This is a genomic window from Litchfieldella rifensis, assembly GCF_042646605.1.
In the GTDB taxonomy this organism is placed as follows: Bacteria; Pseudomonadota; Gammaproteobacteria; order Pseudomonadales; family Halomonadaceae; genus Litchfieldella; species Litchfieldella rifensis.
In genome coordinates this window covers 69,222-89,821 of record NZ_JBHRUG010000005.1, presented here as the reverse complement: position 1 = coordinate 89,821, position 20,600 = coordinate 69,222, and the positions used below count along the sequence as shown (strand labels likewise).

The window sequence follows — 20,600 nt, the reverse complement described above, 5'->3', positions numbered from 1 at the left end:
GATGCCACGGCATGAATGGCTGCGGCATGATAGTGTCAGAGTGGACGTGAGAGTTTTGGATCAACCATATGCGCTCTAATACGCCAAGGAGCCGACATGATCGACCTCTGGACCTGGACCACGCCGAATGGCCGCAAGGTCTCCATCATGCTCGAGGAGCTGGGCTTGCCCTATCGGGCCCATGCCGTCGATATCACCAGCGGTGAGCAGTACGATCCGGAATTTCTCAAGATCAGCCCCAACAACAAGATTCCGGCCATGGTGGATAACGACACCAGCATGACGCTGATGGAGTCCGGCGCCATCATGATCTACCTGGCGGACAAGACCGACCGCTTCCTGCCCACGGATGCCGAAGGCCGCTATCGGACCCTGGAATGGTTGATGTGGCAGATGGGAGGAATCGGCCCGTTTCTCGGCCAAGCCCACCATTTTCTGAAGTTCAACCCCGGCAAGGCCCCCTATGCCGAAGAGCGCTTCTTCGCCGAGGCCCAGCGCCTGTATGGCGTGCTCGACAAGCGCCTGGCGGAACGAGCGTATCTCGTCGACGACTATACGATCGCCGACATGGCGACCTGGCCGTGGATCTCGCGCTATGAGTGGCAGCGCATCGACCTCAACGACTACCCCAACGTGAAACGCTGGTATGTGGAGATCGCCGAACGCCCTGCCGTTCAGCGCGGCTATCACGTGCCGAAGAAGGTCAATGAGATTCCCATGCCCTGAGCGGGGATGCGCGGAAGCCGCTCTACGAGGGGCGGTGGCGTAACACCCCAATCCGTTGACCATTGCCCGGCGCCGGGGCGTGATCCTACCTTAGTCGTAGGAGCATCGTTACCCGGGCATACCCGGCAGATGCAGTGACGCCTGAACATGGATACAATCGAGGACTGATTTTCACGGGAATTCCAGAGCCGATATGTCGAATACCGCAAGCCGTTCGCGCAAGATCCTGGTTACCAGTGCCCTGCCCTATGCCAACGGCTCGATCCACCTGGGCCATTTGCTGGAATACATCCAGACCGATATCTGGGTGCGCTTCCAGAAGAGCCGTGGCAATGAGTGCCACTATGTCTGTGCCGACGATGCCCATGGCACCGCTATCATGCTGCGCGCCGAGCTGGAAGGCATCACCTCGGAGGAACTGATCGAGCGGGTCAGCAAGGAGCACCAGAGCGATTTCGCACGCTTCGGTGTCGCGTTCGACAACTATCACTCTACCCATTCCGCAGAGAATCGCGTTCACAGCGAGCGCATCTATACCGCGCTGCGCGATGCCGGCCATATCGCCACCCGCGACATCGAGCAGATGTACGATCCGGTCAAGGGGCTGTTCCTGGCCGACCGCTTCATCAAGGGCTCCTGCCCCAAGTGCAAGACCGACGATCAGTACGGCGACAACTGTGAGGCGTGTGGCGCCACCTATACCCCCGCCGAGCTGATCGATCCGGTATCGGCGATCTCCGGGGCCACGCCGGAGGTGCGCACCTCGACACACTTCTTCTTCAAGCTGCCCAACTTCGAGGACTTCCTGAAGCGCTGGACGCGCGCCGGCCACGTGCAATCGCAGATCGCCAACAAGCTGCAGGAGTGGTTCGAATCGGGCCTGAACGAGTGGGACATCTCCCGCGATGCACCCTACTTCGGGTTCGAGATTCCCGATGCCCCGGGCAAGTATTTCTATGTGTGGCTCGATGCACCGATCGGTTACCTGGCCAGCTTCCAGAACCTCTGCGACCGCGAGGGCATCGACTTCGACAGCTTCTGGCAGCCAGGCTCCGATGCCGAGGTCTACCACTTCATCGGCAAGGACATCGTCTACTTCCACGCACTGTTCTGGCCGGCCATGCTGAAGGGCGCCGGCCTGCGCACGCCCACCGGCATCAACTGCCACGGTTTCGTGACGGTCAACGGTGCCAAGATGTCCAAGTCGCGCGGCACCTTCATCAAGGCCGAGACCTACGCCGAGTACCTGAACCCCGAGTACCTGCGCTACTACTTCGCCGCCAAGCTGACCTCGGGGGTCGACGACCTGGACCTCAATCTCGAGGACTTCGCCAGCCGGGTGAACGCGGACCTGGTGGGCAAGGTGGTCAATATCGCCAGCCGTTGCGCCGGCTTCGTCAAGAAGTTGGGCGATGGCCAGCTCTCCACGCACTGCACGGAACCGGAGCTGGTCGCGCGCTTCATCGCCGCCGGCGACGACATCGCCGAGGCCTATGAAACCCGCGAATTCGGCCGCGCCATGCGCAAGATCATGGAACTGGCCGACGAGGCCAACACCTACATCGCCGAGAAGGAGCCCTGGGTGCTGGCCAAGCAGGACGGTCGCGAGCAGGAGGTGCTGGATATCTGCTCGGTCGGCATCAACCTGTTCCGCCAGTTGATGGTCTACCTGGCGCCGGTGGTGCCCAAGATGGCCGGCGATGCCAAGGCCTTCCTGCAACTCGACAGTCTCGACTGGCACAGCCGCCACGACGTGCTGCTGGGGCATGCCATTGCCAAGTTCAAGCCGCTGATGACCCGCGTCGAGCGCGACCGGATCGATGCCATGATCGAGGCCTCCAAGGAGGACCTGGCGGAGGAGCAGAAGATGAAAGAAGCAGCCAAGGGCCCGCTGGCCGAGGATCCCATCGCCGACGAGATCTCGTTCGAGGACTTCGCCAAGGTCGATCTGCGCATCGCGCGCATCGCCAAGGTGGAGTATGTCGAGGGCGCCGACAAGCTATTGAAGCTGACTCTGGACCTGGGCGGCGAAACGCGCACGGTGTTCGCGGGCATTCGCTCGGCCTACGCCCCGGAAGCCCTGGAAGGCCGCCTGACGGTGATGGTCGCCAACCTGGCGCCGCGCAAGATGCGCTTCGGCGTTTCCGAAGGCATGGTGCTGGCTGCCGGCAACGCCGAGGGCATCTATCTGCTGGAGCCACATTCCGGTGCCGAGCCGGGCCAGAGGGTGACCTGAGGGCGCACGGTGGCTGCCACCGTGCGCCCGGAGGGGGAGGCAGTGAATTCACGCATTTTCTCCCCATTGCCCTTAAAGCTGGGCGGCATTCGGTCGATAGCCTTTGTAAGCGATATCTTACAAATTTGTTAATGTCTTGTGACAAGGCTAACCGAATGGCACCCACTCGATGACGTCAGCTTTCACCTCCCTGCGCAACCGCTTTCTCCTAGCGCTGGGCGGCGTGCTATGCCTGGCATTGCTGGCCCTGGTGCTGATCGCCCGCTACCAGATCACCCCGATCCTGTTGGAAGACGAAGCCCGCTACGCCAAGACCGAGCTCGATCGCGCCGAACGGGCATTGAACAGCGAACTGGGGCATATGGTGCGGCTGGTCGAAGACTGGGCCTGGTGGGACGACAGTTATCAGTTCGTACAGGGACAACGCCCGGAATATATCGACTCCAATCTTTACGACGGCACCCTCAACACTCTCGACCTGCGCTTGATGGTGTTCTTTTCCGATGACGACCAGCCTTACTGGGTCTCGGGTTTCAATCCCGCCGATGATGCCTTCACCTCGTGCCCCGGTCTCACGGCCTCCTGCGAGTGGGCCGACGAGATCATCGGCTTGCTGCAGGACAGGATCGAGGATGGGCTCGAGGAAGATACGTATGCCTGGTTGCTGGCCAACCCCGAGCTGGCCATGATCGGCCTGTCGCCGATCTACAGCAGCCAGGAGGACGCACCGCCATCGGGCTGGATGGCCATGATACGGCCACTCTCGGAACCCTGGATCACGCAGTTGCGTGATACCACCGGTATCGATATGACCCTCACCAGCATCCCCGTTGGCAATTCGTCGGCCCAAGGAGTGCTGGAGCGGCTATCGGCGACCCGCATGCAAGCCAGCCGGGATATTGCCGCCGTGCCGTCCAGCCATAGGGTAAGGATCGATGCCACCTTGCCTCGCCAGCGTTACCAGGCCAGCCTGGAGACTTTCCGCTTCGCGCTGTACTGGACCTGTGGCGTCCTGATCGTGACCCTGATCGTGGTCCTGGTGCTGCTCGAGCATATGGTACTTGGCCCTCTGCGCCAGTTCGCCCATTTTACCCAGCGGTTACAGCACGACGAGGACCTCGATACCACCCCCTCGGGACTGCTGGCGCGTCGCGATGAAATCGGCACGCTGGCGCGGGAATTCCAGCATTTGCGCGAGCACCAGCAGCAACAGAAAGCGTTACTGGTTGATCTTTCCCAGCACGACCCCTTGACCGGCCTGGCCAATCGGCGGCTGTTCGACGAACGCCTGAACGAGATTCTCGATGAAACTCGACTCAGGCACGACAGCGTGGCGACGCTGATGGTCGATGTCGACCATTTCAAACCCTACAACGACCACTATGGGCATCAAGCGGGCGACGACTGCCTGGTCGCGCTGGCCGATTGCATGACCCGATGCTTCCCCGACCCCGATCACCTGGTGGCACGTACCGGCGGCGAGGAGTTCAGCATTCTGCTGCCGCGCACGACCCTGGTTTCCGCCATCCAGCAAGGAGAAGACCTGGCAGCGGCCATCGAGCGCCTGGCGCTGCCGCATGCGACCTCACCCACCGCCGACGTGGTCACCATCAGCGTCGGCGTGGCGGTTTCGACCCCGGGCCACCTTCTGATGCCATCGGCACTGATGCGTAGCGCCGACCAGGCGCTGTATGCCGCCAAACAGGCCGGCCGCAACCGCGTCCACCACCGCCTCGTCCCCGAAGTGCAATAGTGGGGCAATCGCGATGGCGTCGACCCGCCCATGGCCGGTATCCGCCGGCCTGCCTAGGGGCGTATAATAAAGCGCTGATCCGTGCCCTGCCGCCGCCGACGGCGGGCTGACCACGACACGACAATGGCTCGCGATGACCGAATACTTCCTGATTCTCGTCAGCACGGCGCTGGTCAACAATTTCGTGTTGGTGCAGTTCCTTGGGCTATGCCCGTTCATGGGCGTGTCCAACAAGCTGGAATCGGCCATGGGCATGTCCGTGGCGACCACCTTCGTGCTCACGCTGTCGTCGGTGGCCAGTTATCTGACCTTTCATTACCTGCTGGCGCCGCTGGGGCTCGAATACCTGCGCACCATCGCCTTCATCATGGTGATCGCCGTGGTGGTGCAGTTCACCGAGATGATGGTCAGGAAGACCAGTCCCCTGCTCTATCAGGTGCTGGGCATCTTCCTGCCCTTGATCACCACCAACTGCGCGGTGCTGGGGGTGGCGCTACTGTCGCTGAATCGCCAGTCGAGTTTCATGGAGGCCACCCTGTATGGCTTCGGTGCGGCGGTGGGCTTCTCGCTGGTGCTGGTGCTGTTCGCCGCCATGCGTGAACGACTGGCGGTGGCCGATGTGCCGCGACCGTTTCGCGGCGCCGCCATCGCCATGGTCACCGCCAGCCTGATGTCGCTGGCGTTCATGGGCTTTACCGGTCTGGTGCAGATCTAGTCATGTTCGAGTGGATAACGGACAACGAGATCGTCACCGCCATTGCGGCACTGCTGGGTCTGGCGGCTGGCTTCGGCGCCCTGCTGGGCTTCGCCGCCGTGCGTTTCCGGGTCGAGGGCGACCCGGTGGTGGAGAGAATCGACGCCCTGCTGCCCCAGACCCAGTGTGGCCAATGCGGCTACCCGGGCTGCAAGCCCTATGCCGAAGCTATCAGCCAGGGCGACGAGATCAACAAGTGCCCGCCTGGCGGCGAGGCCACCATCGCCGCCCTGGCCGACCTGCTGGGCCGCGAGGCCAAGCCCCTGGATGGCGAGGCCCAGGACGTGCCCAGGGTGGCCTACATCCGTGAGGACGAATGCATCGGCTGCACCAAGTGCATCCAGGCCTGCCCCGTGGATGCCATCCTGGGTGCCGCCCGCCACATGCATACGGTGATCGTCGAAGAGTGCACCGGTTGCGATCTGTGCGTCGACCCCTGCCCGGTGGACTGCATCGACATGCTGCCGCGTGAGTCCTCCCTCGACGACTGGCATTGGCCACAGCCCAGCGGTCCCGGACATCGCCCCGCCATCGCCGCTCCACGGGTGATCGCCACCGATCGCATGCCGGTCGAACGCCCGGAGGCCCGCCATGGCTAAAGCGTTCGACTTCCCCGGCGGCATTCACCCGCCTCAGCGCAAGTCGCGTTCCACCCAGGCACCGTTGGCCTGGGCGCCCCTGCCGACACGCGTGGTGCTGCCGTTGGAGCAGCATATCGGCTCTCCCGCCGAGGCCTGTGTCAGCGTCGGTCAACGGGTGCGTACCGGCGAGCGGGTGGCGCTGGCCCAAGGCATGATCTCGGCAGACGTGCATGCCAGCATCACCGGCACCGTGACCGCCATCGACGAGCATCCGGTACCGCATCCCTCTCAGGGCAAGCGGTTGTGCGTGGTGATCGAGCGCGGCGCCACGGACGCCGATCACTGGGCGCTGATGCCGACGCTCGACTGGCGCCAGACCGACGACGACGTCCTGATCGAGCGCCTGCAGCAATCCGGCGTGGTCGGCCTGGGCGGCGCGGGTTTCCCCACCCAGATCAAGGCGCAAGTCCGGCAGCTCCACGCCATCGATACGCTGGTGGTCAACGCCGCCGAATGCGAGCCCTATATCACCGCCGACGACCTGACCCTGCGCCACTATGCCGACGAGGTCCTGGAAGGCGCCCGGCTGTTCGCTCGCTTGAGCGGTGCCGAACGCATCCTGATCGGCATCGAGGACAACAAGCCCGAGGCCATCGACGCCTTGAACCTGGCGCTGCGCCACGCCGCGGATGCCAGCCTCGAACTCAAGGTCATCGAAACCCGCTATCCCAGTGGCGGTGAAAAGCAGTTGATCAAGCGACTGCTGGGACGCGAAGTGCCCAGTCACGGCCTGCCGGCCGATGTCGGGGTGTTGTGCCACAACCCCGGCACTCTGTTGGCGGCGCTGCGGGCGGTGCGCGACGGCCAGCCGCTGGTTTCGCGCGTCGTGACGCTGACCGGCGACGCGCTGGCGCGTCCCGGCAACGTCGAGGCCCGCCTGGGCACCGCCATGTACGAACTGTTGAGCTTCGCCGGTCTGCGCGAGGACGAGCTCGCGCGACTGGTGATGGGCGGGCCGATGATGGGCTTCACCCTGGCCAGCACCGCACTGCCGCTGGTCAAGACCAGCAACTGCCTGATCGCCGCCACCGAGCCTGAATTCCCCACGCCGCCGACGGAGCAGCCCTGCATCCGCTGCGGCGCCTGTGAGCAGGCATGTCCGGCCGGGCTGCTGCCACAACAGCTCTACTGGTTCGCCAGGGCCCGCGAGCACGACAAGGCCGAACTGTTCAATCTCTTCGATTGCATCGAATGCGGCGCCTGTAACTACGTGTGCCCCAGCCATATCCCGCTGGTACAGTACTTTCAGGCCGCCAAGGGCGAGATTCGCACGCGGCAGCATGAGGCCCACAAGGCCGAGCACGCCCGCCATCGCTTCGAATTTCGCCAGGCACGCCTGGCCCGCGAGGCCGCCGAGAAGGAGGCCAAACGTCAGGCCCGCGCTCAGGCCGCTTCACGCATCGCCACCCGTCCCGCCGAGAGCCCCGAGGCTGCCGGCGACAGGGGCGGCGACGCCAAGGAACAGATCAAGCAACTGCGCATCGCCCAGGCAGCCGCCAAGGCGGCGCTGCGTAAGGCCGAGAAGGCACTGACCAGGGCCAGTGAAACGGACCCGGCCAGTCACGACGGAACAGCCGAGCTCGATGACCTCGAGGTCCAGGTCGCCACGGCCCGGGAGAACCTGAAAGCCATTGAGGCTCGCCTGGCTGCCGTCCAGCAGGCGTCCCAGGACAAGGAGCCCCCTCGCCAATGAGCCTGATGCACGCCAGTGCCGGCCCGACGCGCCTGCCAACCTCCACTGGCCAGGTCATGGGCTGGTTGCTGCTGGCCACGCTTCCCGGCATCGCCATGCTGACCTGGCATTTCGGCTGGGGCGTGCTGACCAATGTGATGTGTGCCGCCGCCTTCGGCGTGATGCTGGAAGCCCTGGTCCTCAAACTGCGGGGGCGCGCGCCGGCGGCCACGCTGCGCGACAACAGCGCCCTGGTCAGCGGCGTGCTGCTGGGCGCGTCGCTGCCGCCCGGCTCGAGCTGGTGGTTGATCCTGGTCGGCATGGTGGCGGCCATCGTGGTCGCCAAGCAGCTGTTCGGCGGGCTGGGCCACAACCCCTTCAATCCGGCCATGGTCGGTTACGCACTGCTGCTGGTCTCGTTTCCGGTGCCCATGACCCATTGGCTGGCCCCGTCTGGCTTGTTTGGGCCGGAGGCATTGTCATTGCCCCAGGCGCTGGGCCATCTGGCCGGCCTGGCCAATGGCGAGGCTCTCGATGCGGTGAGTGGCGCCACCCCACTGGATGCCTTCAAGCACAAGCCCGAGACATTGATGGCCAGTGAGTTCTGGGCCACCAATCCGTTGCCGGAAGGCGCAAGTGGTGCCTGGCGGTCAGTGGCCCTGGCCTGGCTCGCCGGGGGTGTCCTGCTGCTCTACAAGCGCCTGATCAGTTGGCACATCCCGGTCGCGATGCTGGGCACGATGGTCGTGGTTGCCGCGCTGCTCTACGGCGTGGACCCCAGCCATCACGGCTCGCCGACCTTCCATCTGTTCGGTGGTGCGGCAATTTTCGGCGCCTTCTTCATCGCCACCGACCCGGTCAGCGCCGCCACCAGCCGCAGGGGCAAGCTCGTCTTCGGGATCGGCATCGGCCTGCTGGTCATGATCATTCGGACCACCGGTGCCTATCCCGATGCCGTGGCCTTCGCCGTGCTGCTGATGAACTTCGCCGTGCCCTTCATCGATTACTACACCCAGCCACGCACCTACGGACACAACGCGCCCAATCGCGGCATCAAGCCCAAGCCACTCGACGACGAGACGGAGGAGCCACGATGAGCGAACGGACGCCTCCCACCAGGCCTACCATGGGCCGGACCATTCTGCGTTCCGCCGTGGGCCTGGGACTGTTCGCCATCATCACCGCCGGGGTCGTGGCCGGCACCCGGATGCTGACCGCAGAGCGCATCGCCGACAACCGGCAGGCCAGCCAGTATCGGCTGCTCGGCGAGGTACTCCCCGAGGCGTTGCACGACGTGCCGATCGACGTGGTGCTGAACAATGCCGTGACGCTGCCGGCCAGCGAGGCCATTGGTCAGCACGAGCCCTTCCGCGGCTGGCGGATCAGGCGCGGCGAGACGGCGGCGTTGATCTTGCCGGTGGTGGCCACCGGGGGCTACAACGGTGACATTCATCTGCTGGTCGGTATCGATCAGCAGGGTCGCATCAGCGGCGTGCGGGTGACCCGCCACCAGGAGACCCCGGGGCTGGGTGACAAGATCGAACGGCGCAAGAGCGACTGGATCACCGATTTCAAGGGGCGCTCGCTGGGCAATCCCGCCCCCGAGGAGTGGACGGTGCGTAAGGACGGCGGCGAGTTCGACGCGTTTACCGGCGCCACCATCACCCCCCGGGCGGTGGTCAGGGCAGTCAAGCGCACGCTGGAATATGTCGAGGCTGAGAGGGAAACCCTGTTGCAGAACGACCGGGAGGACCAGCCATGAGCCAGTTCAACGAACTCGTCAAGAACGGCTTGTGGGCCAACAACCCCGCCCTGGTGCAATTGCTGGGGCTGTGCCCGCTGCTGGCGGTGACCAGCAGCGTGGTCAACGCCCTGGGCCTGGGCCTCGCGACCCTGCTGGTGCTGATGGGCTCGAACCTCTCGGTGTCGATGATCCGCCGGCATGTCACCGACAACGTCCGCCTGCCGGCCTTCGTGATGATCATCGCCGCCTTCGTCACCTGCGCCGACCTGTTGATGCAGGCCTATACCTTCGAACTGCACCAGATCCTCGGCATCTTCATCCCGTTGATCGTGACCAACTGCGCGATCCTCGGCCGCGCCGACGCCTTCGCTTCGAAGCATGCCATGCTCCCCGCGGCCACCGACGGCCTGATGATGGGGCTCGGCTTCGGCGCCGTACTGGTACTGCTGGGTGCCATCCGCGAGCTGTTCGGTCAAGGCACCCTGTTCGCCGACATGGACCTGCTGCTGGGGCCGGCGGCCGCCGACTGGCAACTGACGGTGTTTCCCGATTACGATTTCCTGTTTCTGGTGCTGCCTCCCGGCGCCTTCTTCGCCACCGGGCTGTTGATCGCCTTGAAGAACGTCATCGACGACCGGCTGGAACGCCGCCGCCAGGCATTGCGGGCCGGCCAACCCAAGGAGAGCCGGCGCGTCAGGGTCACCGGCACCATTCGCTAACGGACATCGCGGCTTCAGCCCGGGCGGCGTTCCGACGATGGATCGAATCCTCGAAGGTGCAGCGCTTCACCCATGGGATATAGCGGCTATCATGTTGTTTTGCTTGTCAGACATGGATCCTAGATGAACGCCCAGAAACGCTATGAGATCTTCGCGCGGCTGCGCGAGCATATGCCCGAACCGACCACCGAGCTCAACTGGAGCACGCCGTTCGAGCTGCTGACCGCCGTGCTGCTCTCCGCCCAGGCGACCGATGTCGGCGTCAACAAGGCCACCGCACGGCTGTTCCCGCTGGCCAATACCCCCCAGGGCATTCTCGACCTCGGTATCGACGGTCTCAAGGAACACATCAAGACCATCGGCCTGTACAACACCAAGGCCGAGAACCTGATGAAGACCTGTCGGATCCTGGTCGATCAGTTCGGTGGTGAAGTGCCGCAGACGCGGGCCGCCCTGGAGGCGCTGCCCGGCGTGGGCCGCAAGACCGCCAACGTGATTCTCAACACCGCCTTCGGCCAGGCGACCATCGCCGTCGACACGCATATCTTCCGCGTTTCCAACCGTACCCGCATCGCCCCCGGCAAGAATGTGGTCGACGTCGAGCAGAAGCTGATGCGCCACGTGCCCAAGGAATTCCGCAAGGACGCCCACCACTGGCTGATCCTGCACGGCCGCTATACGTGCGTGGCCCGCCGGCCACGTTGCGGCAGCTGCGTGATCGAGGATCTCTGCGAGTATCCGGACAAGCTCGACATCGACTAACCCGATAGGCACTCACCCAGGAGCGGCCCATGAACTGGCTCAAATACCTCTTGCTGCCGCCACTGGTCAATGTACTGCTGGCCCTGCTGGGTGCCTTGCTATGGCGGCGCATGCCCTGGCTGGGTGGCCCGCTGATTGCACTGGGTGTGGTCGGGCTGCTGGTGCTGGCCACCCCCATGGCCAGCCACTGGCTGCGCGACGGGCTGGAGCCTCACCGGCCGCCCGATCTCGCCCAGCTGCAGCAGGCCCAGGCCATCGTGATACTCGGCGGCGGCCGCGACTACGACGCCGCGGAGTTCGACTGGGGCGATGCACCCAACAACACCACCTGGCGGCGACTCGCCTATGGCACCAAGCTGCATCGCGACACCGACCTACCGATCCTGGTCAGCGGCGGTCGGGTGCATGACGAAGAAAGGGCCGAGGCCAGCCTGATGGCCGCGGCGTTACTCGAGGTATTCGAAGTGCCGGTGACCTGGATCGAGGGCCGCAGCCGCACCACCGCAGAAAATGCGCGCTACAGTGCCGAGCTGCTGCGTAGCGAGGGCATCGATCGGATCGCACTGGTCTCCCAGGCCTGGCACCTGCCACGCGCGGTAACGGAATTCACTCGGGTCGGATTCGAAGTGATCCCGGCACCGACCGAATTCGCCAGCCCGCCTCCCGACGTCCTGTATGCCTGGATTCCCCGTGCCTACCACCTGCGTCACAGCACCCAAGCCCTGCATGAGTGGCTGGGGCGTGCGGCCTATGGATTACGCGAGCGGCTATTCCGGCGTTAAGCAGCGGCGCGGCTCAGAACCCCGCAGCGCTAGCCGCGGACGCGGCAGATGGCCAGGCTCCTGATATGACGTCTATGCTGTTGGTGACGACGACAATTGTTCGAGAGATCCATTCCTACAAGGACTGTCACCGATTACATCAAAAGTCGAAAGGCATGGAAGGCGCTCCACGGATACGCTGCCAGACATAGCCCCCTTGTCAGAAGGCCACATATCAGAGGCGATATGGAAGGATTCTGGTTACCACTGGGCATGACGGCCGCTTTCGGTGTCTTTAGCGGCTTGCTGTTCCGCTTGAGCCGCGCGCCGGGCTACGAGCGTCCCTTCCTGTTTCCGCTGTTAGGTCTGATGGCGGGGTTCATCGCGTTCTTCATCCATCTGGTGCTGGTGCGGATCGCCAATGCGCCGGACTGGCTGCTGCCGGTGCTGGTGGTGTTGCTGGTCTGGCTGTGGCTGAGGCCTTTCGGTACCAGGTTCCACCGCAGCAAGAAGGAATGAGCCTGGGCACTTGCGTCACTCGAGAACGCGCTAACGCCGCGAGCCTTTCGCGGCGTTCTCATTAGGCACCTGCGCAAGAAATCAATCGCGTGCCGACGGACAAGGAGCCCCACAAGGCGCGCAGGCGGTGCTGTCACGCTGCATCAGCGTAGTCTCCACATTGCCGTGCCCCATGTTGAAGGCGAAAGTCGGGCTTTGCAGATGGTCGGCCAGGATCAGCCCCAGGATCACCACGAGGGCGAGGATAACGCTGCTGCGCTTGTAAGTGGCTTGCATGGCGGCTCTCCTGGCGACTCAGTTGGGCAGACGGAACCACGGGCGCAGGCGAATACCGAGCAACGACCCGACGAAAGCCGCGGCGAACCAGATCCAGCCGTGCAGGCTGGCCGAGGCGATTCCCGAGTACAACGCGCCGATATTGCAACCGAAGCCCAAGCGTGCGCCATAGCCGAGCAACAGCCCGCCGACCACCGCCGCCAGGAACTGACGCCCCCGGAGGCGATGGCGGCCGGCTTCGTTGAAGCGGTTGGCCAGGCCGGCGGCCAGCATGGCGCCCAGCAACAGGCCGAAGTTCATCACCGAGACGGTATTGACCAGTACTGAATCGGCCAGCGCCATGGCCGGATAGTCCCAGGTCCAGAACTCGAACTGGCTCATATCGACGCCGACGGCCTGCAGCGCCTTGGCGCCCCACAGGCCAAAGGCGAAGGTGATGCCCCACGGTGAACCCCCGATCACCAGCGTCAGTACACTGCCCAGCGCCAGTACGCCGATTGCCCAGAAGAACGGCCAGCGGCCGGTCAGCAAGGTGCGCAGCAGTCCCTTGTCGCCGCTACGAAAATTCCATTCGCCGCGCTCGACATTGCCATGTGCCTTGCGCTCGATGTGATCGACCCAGAGGGCGATGGCACCCAGGCCGGCAAGCTGCAGGAAAACGGCACCGGAGATGCCGAAGCCATCGATCAGGCTGACGGGGTCAAACCCCGGCTGATCGAGCCACCAGGGCAGATGCAGCGTGCCGATCACGCTGCCGATGATGAAGAAGACCAGCGTGACCAGCATGCGGATATTCCCCGACCCCACGCTGAACAGGGTGCCGGAACCGCAGCCGCCGCCGAGCTGCATGCCGAGCCCGAACAGGAACGAACCGACGACCAGCGAGGTGCCGACCGGCGCCACCGCCCCGACCATGCCTTCCTGGCCGCTGCCCAGGATCGGCACCATCAGCAGCGACGTCAAAGCGAACAGCAGCAGTTGGGCACGCAGGCCGGCCCCGCGCTTTTTGGTGACAAGATGGCGCCAGCCGGCCGTGAAACCGAAGGCCCCGTGGTAGAGGGCTACCCCCAACAGGGTGCCGACCCCGAACAGCGCCAACAGGAAGGGCGCGGTTTCCAGCCAGATCAACGCACCTAGCACCGCCAGCCCGACCAGTGCCACACCGACCACGAAGCGGTCGATGCCCCAGGCCCGCTCGGGAGCCGCTAGCGTGCTTGCTTGACCCATGATGATTCCCGTTCGTTCGAAGACACGCTATCGCCCCGTCCCTGCGCGCTCAGGGACAGAGCGAAGGTCGATAGTGGATGTCATCGCTCAATCGAAGAAGTCCAGCAGGCGACCCAAACCACGCTTGACCTTCTCGACAGGCCGGCTGCCGCTCAGCGTCCACTCGGCCATCGAGCCATCGTACAGGGTCACGTTATCGAAGCCGGCGATCTCGCTGAGCACGAACCAGTCGGTTGCCGCCCAGTGGGCGGTGTTGCAGTACGACACGGTCCGCGCCTTGGGATCCAGTTCGGCCTCGTTGATGCGCGACTGCAACCCTTCACTATCCAGATAGAAGGCGTTGTCGCGATCCTGCAACAGCGAATGGTGCGGCAGATTGATCGAGCCGGGAATGGTCCCGGCGGCTCGCACGGCGGGTGAAACAGTCTCACCGCGGAAGTAGTCCACCGGGCGAGCGTCCACCAGTTGGGCCTGCGACTCGCGGGCCGCTTCGACTTCCTCCGTGGTAGCGATCAGCTCCTCGCGCAGGTTGGCCTCGAAATCGGCCACCTCGCGAGACGCCGGCTCCCCCCTGGCGACCTCGTAGCCTTGCTGTTGCCAGCCGGCAAACCCGCCATCGAGGATCGACACCCGATCGTGGCCCAGCACCATGAAGGTCCAGTAGACCCGAGCGGCACTGCCGAAGTCGGTTGCCCCGGTCCCGGCAGGCACGATCACCACCGTATCGTCATTGCCGATCCCCAGTCCGCCGATCAGCCGCTCGAGATCCTTTACCGGTGGCAGCAAGCCCACCACCTCGTCGCGGGTTTCACGCCAGCCATCATCGGTGTAGCTGCTATAGAGGCTGCCCGGAATATGGGCTTGCTCGAAGCTGTCCCGGTCACCGCCATCGTCGATGCTCGAGCGCACATCGAGCACCACGAGATTATCGTCATCCAAATGGTCGTTCAGCCACTCGGCCTCCACCAACGGTGCCGGATCGGCGGCAACGGCACGTGCGGCCACCAGCAGCAAGCCGGTGGCCACGATCAGCGACTTGAGCATGATTCTTGACCTCTGCAGTCGGGTATAGTGTTCGTATTATGCGGACAATTCATTGACGGCAATATATTCGCCAAGAATCGATATGAAATATCATATTTCCAAATGAAATAAACATTGCTCAACCGCGTTCTGCCAAGGTCGTCTTTTCGCTTGTCGCCAAGCCCCACTAGACTGCCAGTAACGGCTGGTAAAGGAGATGCGGATGGCCAGAGTATTGGTGGTGGACGATGAACCCAACATCGTGCTGTCGCTGGAGTTCCTGATGCAGCAGGCGGGTTTCGAGGTGATAACCGCCGGCGATGGCGAACAGGCCTTGGCGCGCGTTGCCGAACACGCCCCGGATCTGGTGCTGCTTGATATCAGCCTGCCTGGCATCAGTGGCTTCGACGTCCTCGAACAGCTACGCTCGGATCCGTCTCATGCGCGACTGCCGATCATCATGCTGACCGCCCACGGCCGTGAGGTAGAACGGGAGAAAGGTATGGCGCTAGGTGCCGACGACTATGTGACCAAGCCGTTTTCCACGCAGGCCCTGGTCGACAAGGTCCAGGCCTTGCTCGACGAGGCCTACTAGATGGCACGTGGTGCCCTGCCCAAGCGCCAGCGCCTGATCGGTCTGTGGCTGTTGATCAGTGGCATCACTCTCTTCGGCGGTGCCTGGCTGGCCTTGTGGCTCGACGCGGAACTCGCGCCCAGCGGTGTCGCCCGGCTGGCGGTGTGGGCTGCCTGCCTGTCCGCCGGCATGCTGGTATCCGTGCTCGGCGCCCTGCTCTCCCAGCGCTTGTTTGTCCCTTTGCGCCACCTGCATGTGCTGCTCGCGCGGCTCGCTGCCAACCCCGATGCCCGCGACGACTACCCGCCCGAGGGCTGGCTGCGCGGCCTCGGCCCGGACCTCGACCGCATCCGCGACGGTTGGCGTAGCGACCGTCAAGCCCTTGCTACCGCCCATACCGAGGGCGCGCGCAGCGCGGCTCGTATTCGTCAGGAACTGGAAGCCCTGTTGCAGGTGCTCGACACGCCGCTGCTGTTGTGCGACCGCCATCGCCGGCTGATGTTGTTCAATCATGCCGCCGAGACGCTGTTCGCGGGGCATCCCGGCCTGGGACTCGGCAAACGTCTGGAAGCCCTGCTCGATATCAGTAGCCTTCAGGATGCCATGCGCCGGCTGCCCGACGATGGTTCGCCCCGCGAGCTGCTGCTGCCCTATGGCGATCGCTGGCTATGCTGCATGTTGCGACGCGTGTCACAAAGCCACGGCGAAACGCTACTGACGCTGACCGATGCCACCGCCGCCTGGAGCAACGAGATGGGGGCCCGTGCCGACCTGGCCGAGGCGTTGCCCGCCTTGCGCCGCCATGGCGCTAGCCTGACCAGTGCCGCCGAGGCGTTGAGCAGCGTCACCGAGGTCACGCCGGAACGCGAGATCCTGTGCGAGCGCCTGAGTGCCGTGATCGATGAGGAGAGTCAGGCCCTGAGCCACGGCATCGCCCTGTTGAGTGCGCTGATCGATGACATGCAGCGTCAGGGCGAGCGACTGGTGCCGATGTGGTCCAACGACCTCTTCCAGGCCCTCAACGAACATCTGGCCGATACGCCCATGCAGTTGGTTCCCATCGGCATGCCGGCCTGGGTCAAGGCCGATGCTCCGGCCCTGCTGGCGATGCTGGAAGCCTTGCTCGAACGCCTGACCAAACATACCGGCACCACCACCTTCGAAGCCGAGATCCTGCTCGGCAACAAGCGCGTCTATCTCGACCTGATCTGGCCCGGCAAGCCGCTGCTGCAACGGCAGTTGGCCAATTGGCGTGAGCAGCGCCTGGCGGCGCTGCCCTTGTCGCCGAGCGTCGGCGACCTACTACGCCAGCATGCCAGCGACGTCTGGAGCCTGGCCGATACCGATGGCCGGCATGCTCGCCTGCGCCTGCCGCTGCCGGCGGAGGAACGCGTCGGCCCCCCACCATCGCGCCCGGCGCCGCGCCCGGAATTCCATGATTTCGGGATCGCCGACCTGCCGCCACCGGATGCCGAACTGGCCGCACGCCCCCTGCGCCAGCTCGAGATCGTCGCTTTCGACACCGAGACTACCGGTCTCGAACTGCGCCGCGGCGACAGCGTGATCAGCCTCGGTGCCTGTCGCATCGTCAACGCGCGCCTGCTGGCCAACGACACCTTCGATCAGCGCGTCGATCCCGGGCGGCCCATCCCTCCTGCCAGCACCGCCATTCATGGCTTGACCGACAGCGATGTGGCCGGCGCGCCGCCCCTGCATGTGGTGCTGCCACGCTTTCGCGACTATGTCGGGGAAGCGGTCTTGCTGGCTCATAACGCCGCCTTCGACCTGTTGGCGATACAACCGCCGGGTGGCGGGGTCGAGTTCCATATGCCGGTGCTCGATACCCTGCTGCTCTCGCGTGCCCTGGACTCGGGACTCGACGGTCACGACCTCGATACCCTGGTCGATCGATACGACCTCTCGGTACCGCCCGGCGCCCGGCATACCGCGCTCGGCGATGCTCGGCTCACTGCCGAACTGTGGCTGACCCTGCTGCCGCGCCTGGAGGCTCGCGGCATCGTCACCCTCGAAGAGCTTCTGACGCTGCAGGCCGGCGCCTTCGACAAGGAGGATGCCAGCGCATGAAAACGCCACGCCTGGGTGAACGGCTGGTCGCCTTGATCGTGCTCACGGTGCTGCTGTTTTCGCCACCGCTGATCCTGCTGTTCGACCGTGCCACGAATGCCGGCCTGTCGTGGCTGCCACTGTACCTGTTCATCGCCTGGGCAGCGGTGATCGTGCTTGCCGCCTGGTTGATGGAGCATCAGCATGATGATCAGGGGGGAGCATGAGGACTGACCTGGTGGTCCTTAGCGTTTCCTTCGGCTATCTGGCGCTGCTGTTCGTGATCGCCGCCTGGGGCGATCGGCGGGCCGAGCAAGGCCGCTCGCTGATCGGTTCGCCTACGGTCTATGCGCTGTCGATTGCCGTCTACTGTACTGCCTGGACCTTCTACGGCAGTGTCGGCCGCGCCGCCGAGTACGGGCCCAGTTTCCTGTTGATCTACCTGGGCCCGACCCTGGCGATGTTCGCCAGCCCCTTCATCATCCGCAAGATGGTGCGCATCGCCCGCGCCCAACGCATCACCTCCATCGCCGACTTCATCAGTGCCCGCTACGGCAAGAGCGGCAGCCTCGGCGCCCTGGTGGCGTTGATCGCGCTGATTGGCATCACACCCTATATCGCCCTGCAGCTCAAGGCCATCACCCTCAGCCATGCGGTGTTGATGAACTACCCCGACCCACCGGCTCTGCGCCTGGTCGAGGAAGGTTTCTGGGCCGACAAGTCGTTCTGGGTAGCGCTGGTACTGGCGGTTTTCATCATCCTGTTCGGCACCCGTCACCTGGATGCCAGCGAACGCCACGAAGGCATGGTCGCCGCCATCGCCTTCGAGTCGCTGGTCAAGCTCTTCGCCTTTCTGGCGGTGGGGATATTCACAGTCTTCGTATTGTTCAACGGCCCCGGTGACCTGTTCGCCCGAGCCGCTGCCGACCCGGCATTGAACGGTGCCTTGAGCCTCGAGGCGGTTCCCGGCGGGGGCGTGGGTTGGGTCGGCACCCTGGTGTTGGCCTTCCTGGCTTTTCTGACCCTGCCGCGCCAGTTCCAGATCCTGGTGGTGGAGAACGTCGACGAGCGGCATCTCAAGCGCGCCAGCTGGCTGTTTCCGCTGTATCTGCTGGCGATCAACCTGCTGGTGATTCCCATCGCCCTGGCCGGCGTGCTGCTGGCGAACACCGGCAGCGACCCCGACAGCTTCGTCCTTACCCTGCCTCTCTCCGCCGGGCTCGATGGGCTGCCGCTGCTGGTATTCATCGGTGGCCTGTCGGCGGCCACCGGCATGGTCATCGTCGAAACCATCGCCATGTCGACCATGGTCAGCAACCAGTTGGTCATGCCACTGCTGCTGCGCTCGCAACGCCTGCACCTGGGCTCACATGGCGAACTGTCGGGCTGGCTGCTCGGCATCCGGCGCGTGGCGATCGTGATGATCCTGCTGCTGGGCTATCTCTACCATGCCTTGATCGGCGACTCCTACAGCCTGGTGACCATCGGCCTGGTGTCCTTTGCCGCGGCGACGCAATTCGCCCCCGCTTTGCTGCTCGGCCTGTACTGGCGCGGCGCGACTCGCCAAGGGGCCAGCCTGGGCTTGATCGCGGGCTTCCTGGTCTGGGTCTATACCCTGCTGCTGCCTGGCTTCGCCCAATCCGGCTGGCTGGACGATGCTTTCCTCGAACATGGCCTGCTGGGGCTCGCCTGGCTGCGCCCCTATGCGCTATTCGGCCTCGAGGGCTGGGATATCTACAGTCACTCACTCTTGTGGAGCATGCTGGCCAATGCCGGCGTGCTGGTCGGCGTGTCGTTGTTCACCAGGCAGAACCGGCTGGAGCAGACCCAGGCGGCGCTGTTCACCGAGGCGCTGCACTCCTCGCTGGTCTATGCCCCGTTATGGCAGGGCCAGACCACCCGCAGCGAACTGGAAGCGTTGCTCAGCCGCTATATCGGCGCCACCGCCACGGCCCGCGTTTTCGCCGGCCTCGAGCACGCGACGCCTTACGATCAACCGGTGGCACCGGAAGTCATCGCCCGTGCCGAGCAGGCACTGGCGGGAGCCCTGGGCAATGCCTCGGCCCGTGTGCTGATCAACTCGGTGGTACGCGGCGAGGCACTCGATCTGGAGTCGGTACTCAGTATTCTCGACACCACCTCCCAGACCCTCGAGTACAATCGCCGCCTGGAGCAGAAATCCAACGAGCTGGCGCGAATCGGCGAAGAGCTGCGCAGCGCCAACGAACGCCTGCGTGAACTCGATCGCCTGAAGGACGAGTTCGTGGCCATGGTCAGTCATGAGCTGAGAACGCCGCTGACCTCGATTCGCGCCTTCGCCGAGATCCTGCGCGATGGCCATAATCTGCCCGAAGACAAGCGTCGACACTTCCTCGACGTGGTGGTGCTGGAAAGCCAGCGCCTGTCGCGTCTGATCGAAGAGATTCTCGATCTGGCCCGACTGGAAAGCGGCCGCCTGACGCTGCATCCCCAGCGCCTGGACCTGGCCGCTCTCGCCCGCCACAGCGCGGACGCCGTGCACCGGGTGCAGGAAGACCGGGGCGTTTCACTACGCCTCGAGATCGCGATCGACGAAGCCCCGGTGATCGGCGACCCGGATCGGCTCGAGCAGGTGATCATCAACCTGCTCGACAATGCCAGCAAATTCGCCGCCGACGACGCTCCGCAAGTGTTGCTGCGCCTCGAGCGCCATAAACGGCATTACCGCTTGAGTGTCGAGGACAACGGCCCCGGCATTGGGGCCGAAGAACGTGAGCGGGTGTTCGAGAAATTCCACCAGATCCAACAGCATGCCGCGAGCGGCAGCCAAACGCGCAGCCGACCGCGTGGCAGCGGCCTGGGGCTACCCATCAGCCGGGGCATCGTCGCCCACCTCGGCGGACGGCTATGGGTCGAGGACGCACCGACCCTGGGTGGCGCCTGCCTGGTGATGGAACTGCCCGAGGCGCCGGCCGGCAGCGACGAGAAGGAAGATATCGAGAAGGAAGATACCAAGAAGGAAGATATAAGGAAGAAGAAGGCAGCGCCGTAAGCTGGAAGCTGGAAGCTGGAAGCTGGAAGCTGGAAGCCATGCATGTTCCCACTATCGCTTGCGTCAAGTTTTTTCTTCAAACTTCCAGGCGCGGAGCGCCGCTCTTCAAGCTTCCAGC

Annotated in this window: 19 protein-coding genes; 16 read left to right on the top strand and 3 right to left on the bottom strand. The window is 64.3% G+C overall.

Annotation, left to right across the window (positions count from 1 at the left end):
* Window positions 1-96: 96 nt before the first annotated feature.
* From ACFOEV_RS03170 to ACFOEV_RS03115, 12 genes are all read left to right on the top strand, one after another.
* The gene (locus ACFOEV_RS03170) at window positions 97-726 is read left to right on the top strand and encodes a glutathione S-transferase N-terminal domain-containing protein (RefSeq protein WP_386771521.1); all 630 of its coding nucleotides are present in this window, start codon (window positions 97-99) and stop codon (window positions 724-726) included.
* A 193-nt stretch (window positions 727-919) separates the two neighbouring features.
* The gene (metG, locus tag ACFOEV_RS03165; RefSeq protein ID WP_386771519.1) at window positions 920-2,962 is read left to right on the top strand and encodes a methionine--tRNA ligase; all 2,043 of its coding nucleotides are present in this window, start codon (window positions 920-922) and stop codon (window positions 2,960-2,962) included.
* A gap of 169 nt (window positions 2,963-3,131) precedes the next feature.
* Entirely contained in the window at window positions 3,132-4,715 is a 1,584-nt protein-coding gene (locus ACFOEV_RS03160; protein WP_386771517.1) for a GGDEF domain-containing protein, read from the top strand.
* A gap of 133 nt (window positions 4,716-4,848) precedes the next feature.
* Window positions 4,849-5,430, top strand: a complete 582-nt coding sequence (rsxA, locus tag ACFOEV_RS03155; RefSeq protein WP_386771515.1) for an electron transport complex subunit RsxA — start codon at window positions 4,849-4,851, stop codon at window positions 5,428-5,430.
* Between the two features lie 2 nt (window positions 5,431-5,432).
* Window positions 5,433-6,068, top strand: a complete 636-nt coding sequence (gene rsxB / locus ACFOEV_RS03150; RefSeq protein ID WP_386771513.1) for an electron transport complex subunit RsxB — start codon at window positions 5,433-5,435, stop codon at window positions 6,066-6,068.
* Window positions 6,061-7,803 carry an electron transport complex subunit RsxC gene (gene rsxC / locus ACFOEV_RS03145; RefSeq protein WP_386771511.1) on the top strand — a complete coding sequence of 581 codons (1,743 nt, stop codon included), beginning with the start codon at window positions 6,061-6,063 and terminating at the stop codon, window positions 7,801-7,803. Before rsxB ends, rsxC begins: the two co-directional genes overlap by 8 nt.
* A complete protein-coding gene (locus ACFOEV_RS03140; protein ID WP_386771509.1) occupies window positions 7,800-8,879 on the top strand; it encodes an RnfABCDGE type electron transport complex subunit D in 1,080 nt (359 codons plus the stop codon). Before rsxC ends, ACFOEV_RS03140 begins: the two co-directional genes overlap by 4 nt.
* On the top strand, window positions 8,876-9,544 hold the full coding sequence (gene rsxG / locus ACFOEV_RS03135) for an electron transport complex subunit RsxG (protein WP_386771507.1): 669 nt from the start codon (window positions 8,876-8,878) through the stop codon (window positions 9,542-9,544). The genes ACFOEV_RS03140 and rsxG overlap by 4 nt, the downstream gene beginning before the upstream one ends.
* On the top strand, window positions 9,541-10,245 hold the full coding sequence (locus tag ACFOEV_RS03130) for an electron transport complex subunit E (protein WP_386771505.1): 705 nt from the start codon (window positions 9,541-9,543) through the stop codon (window positions 10,243-10,245). Before rsxG ends, ACFOEV_RS03130 begins: the two co-directional genes overlap by 4 nt.
* A 123-nt stretch (window positions 10,246-10,368) precedes the next feature.
* The gene (nth, locus tag ACFOEV_RS03125; RefSeq protein ID WP_386771503.1) at window positions 10,369-11,007 is read left to right on the top strand and encodes an endonuclease III; all 639 of its coding nucleotides are present in this window, start codon (window positions 10,369-10,371) and stop codon (window positions 11,005-11,007) included.
* Between the two features lie 29 nt (window positions 11,008-11,036).
* Window positions 11,037-11,789, top strand: a complete 753-nt coding sequence (locus ACFOEV_RS03120) for a YdcF family protein (protein ID WP_386771501.1) — start codon at window positions 11,037-11,039, stop codon at window positions 11,787-11,789.
* 225 nt (window positions 11,790-12,014) lie between these two features.
* Window positions 12,015-12,287, top strand: coding sequence for a hypothetical protein (locus tag ACFOEV_RS03115; protein ID WP_386771499.1), 273 nt, complete (start codon window positions 12,015-12,017; stop codon window positions 12,285-12,287).
* 81 nt (window positions 12,288-12,368) lie between these two features.
* On the opposite strand, the gene ACFOEV_RS03110 is transcribed toward ACFOEV_RS03115, so the two are convergent.
* The 3 genes from ACFOEV_RS03110 to ACFOEV_RS03100 all read right to left on the bottom strand — a co-directional run bounded on the left by ACFOEV_RS03110 (window position 12,369) and on the right by ACFOEV_RS03100 (window position 14,834).
* Complete coding sequence (locus ACFOEV_RS03110) at window positions 12,369-12,563, bottom strand: hypothetical protein (protein WP_386771497.1); 195 nt, start codon at window positions 12,561-12,563, stop codon at window positions 12,369-12,371.
* Between the two features lie 18 nt (window positions 12,564-12,581).
* Window positions 12,582-13,790 (bottom strand): YeeE/YedE family protein, encoded by a 1,209-nt coding sequence (locus ACFOEV_RS03105; protein ID WP_386771495.1) that lies wholly within the window; start codon window positions 13,788-13,790, stop codon window positions 12,582-12,584.
* A gap of 87 nt (window positions 13,791-13,877) precedes the next feature.
* Complete coding sequence (locus ACFOEV_RS03100; RefSeq protein WP_386771493.1) at window positions 13,878-14,834, bottom strand: sulfurtransferase; 957 nt, start codon at window positions 14,832-14,834, stop codon at window positions 13,878-13,880.
* A 202-nt stretch (window positions 14,835-15,036) separates the two neighbouring features.
* Between ACFOEV_RS03100 and ACFOEV_RS03095 the strand changes: the two genes are divergently transcribed.
* Genes ACFOEV_RS03095 through ACFOEV_RS03080 form a run of 4 tightly spaced genes read left to right on the top strand, consistent with a single transcriptional unit; the run spans window position 15,037 to window position 20,482 of the window.
* A complete protein-coding gene (locus ACFOEV_RS03095) occupies window positions 15,037-15,408 on the top strand; it encodes a response regulator transcription factor (RefSeq protein WP_386771491.1) in 372 nt (123 codons plus the stop codon).
* Window positions 15,409-17,472 carry a 3'-5' exonuclease gene (locus ACFOEV_RS03090; protein ID WP_386771489.1) on the top strand — a complete coding sequence of 688 codons (2,064 nt, stop codon included), beginning with the start codon at window positions 15,409-15,411 and terminating at the stop codon, window positions 17,470-17,472.
* Window positions 17,469-17,678 (top strand): hypothetical protein, encoded by a 210-nt coding sequence (locus ACFOEV_RS03085; RefSeq protein WP_386771487.1) that lies wholly within the window; start codon window positions 17,469-17,471, stop codon window positions 17,676-17,678. Before ACFOEV_RS03090 ends, ACFOEV_RS03085 begins: the two co-directional genes overlap by 4 nt.
* On the top strand, window positions 17,675-20,482 hold the full coding sequence (locus tag ACFOEV_RS03080; RefSeq protein WP_386771485.1) for an ATP-binding protein: 2,808 nt from the start codon (window positions 17,675-17,677) through the stop codon (window positions 20,480-20,482). Before ACFOEV_RS03085 ends, ACFOEV_RS03080 begins: the two co-directional genes overlap by 4 nt.
* The last annotated feature ends 118 nt before the right edge of the window (window positions 20,483-20,600 follow it).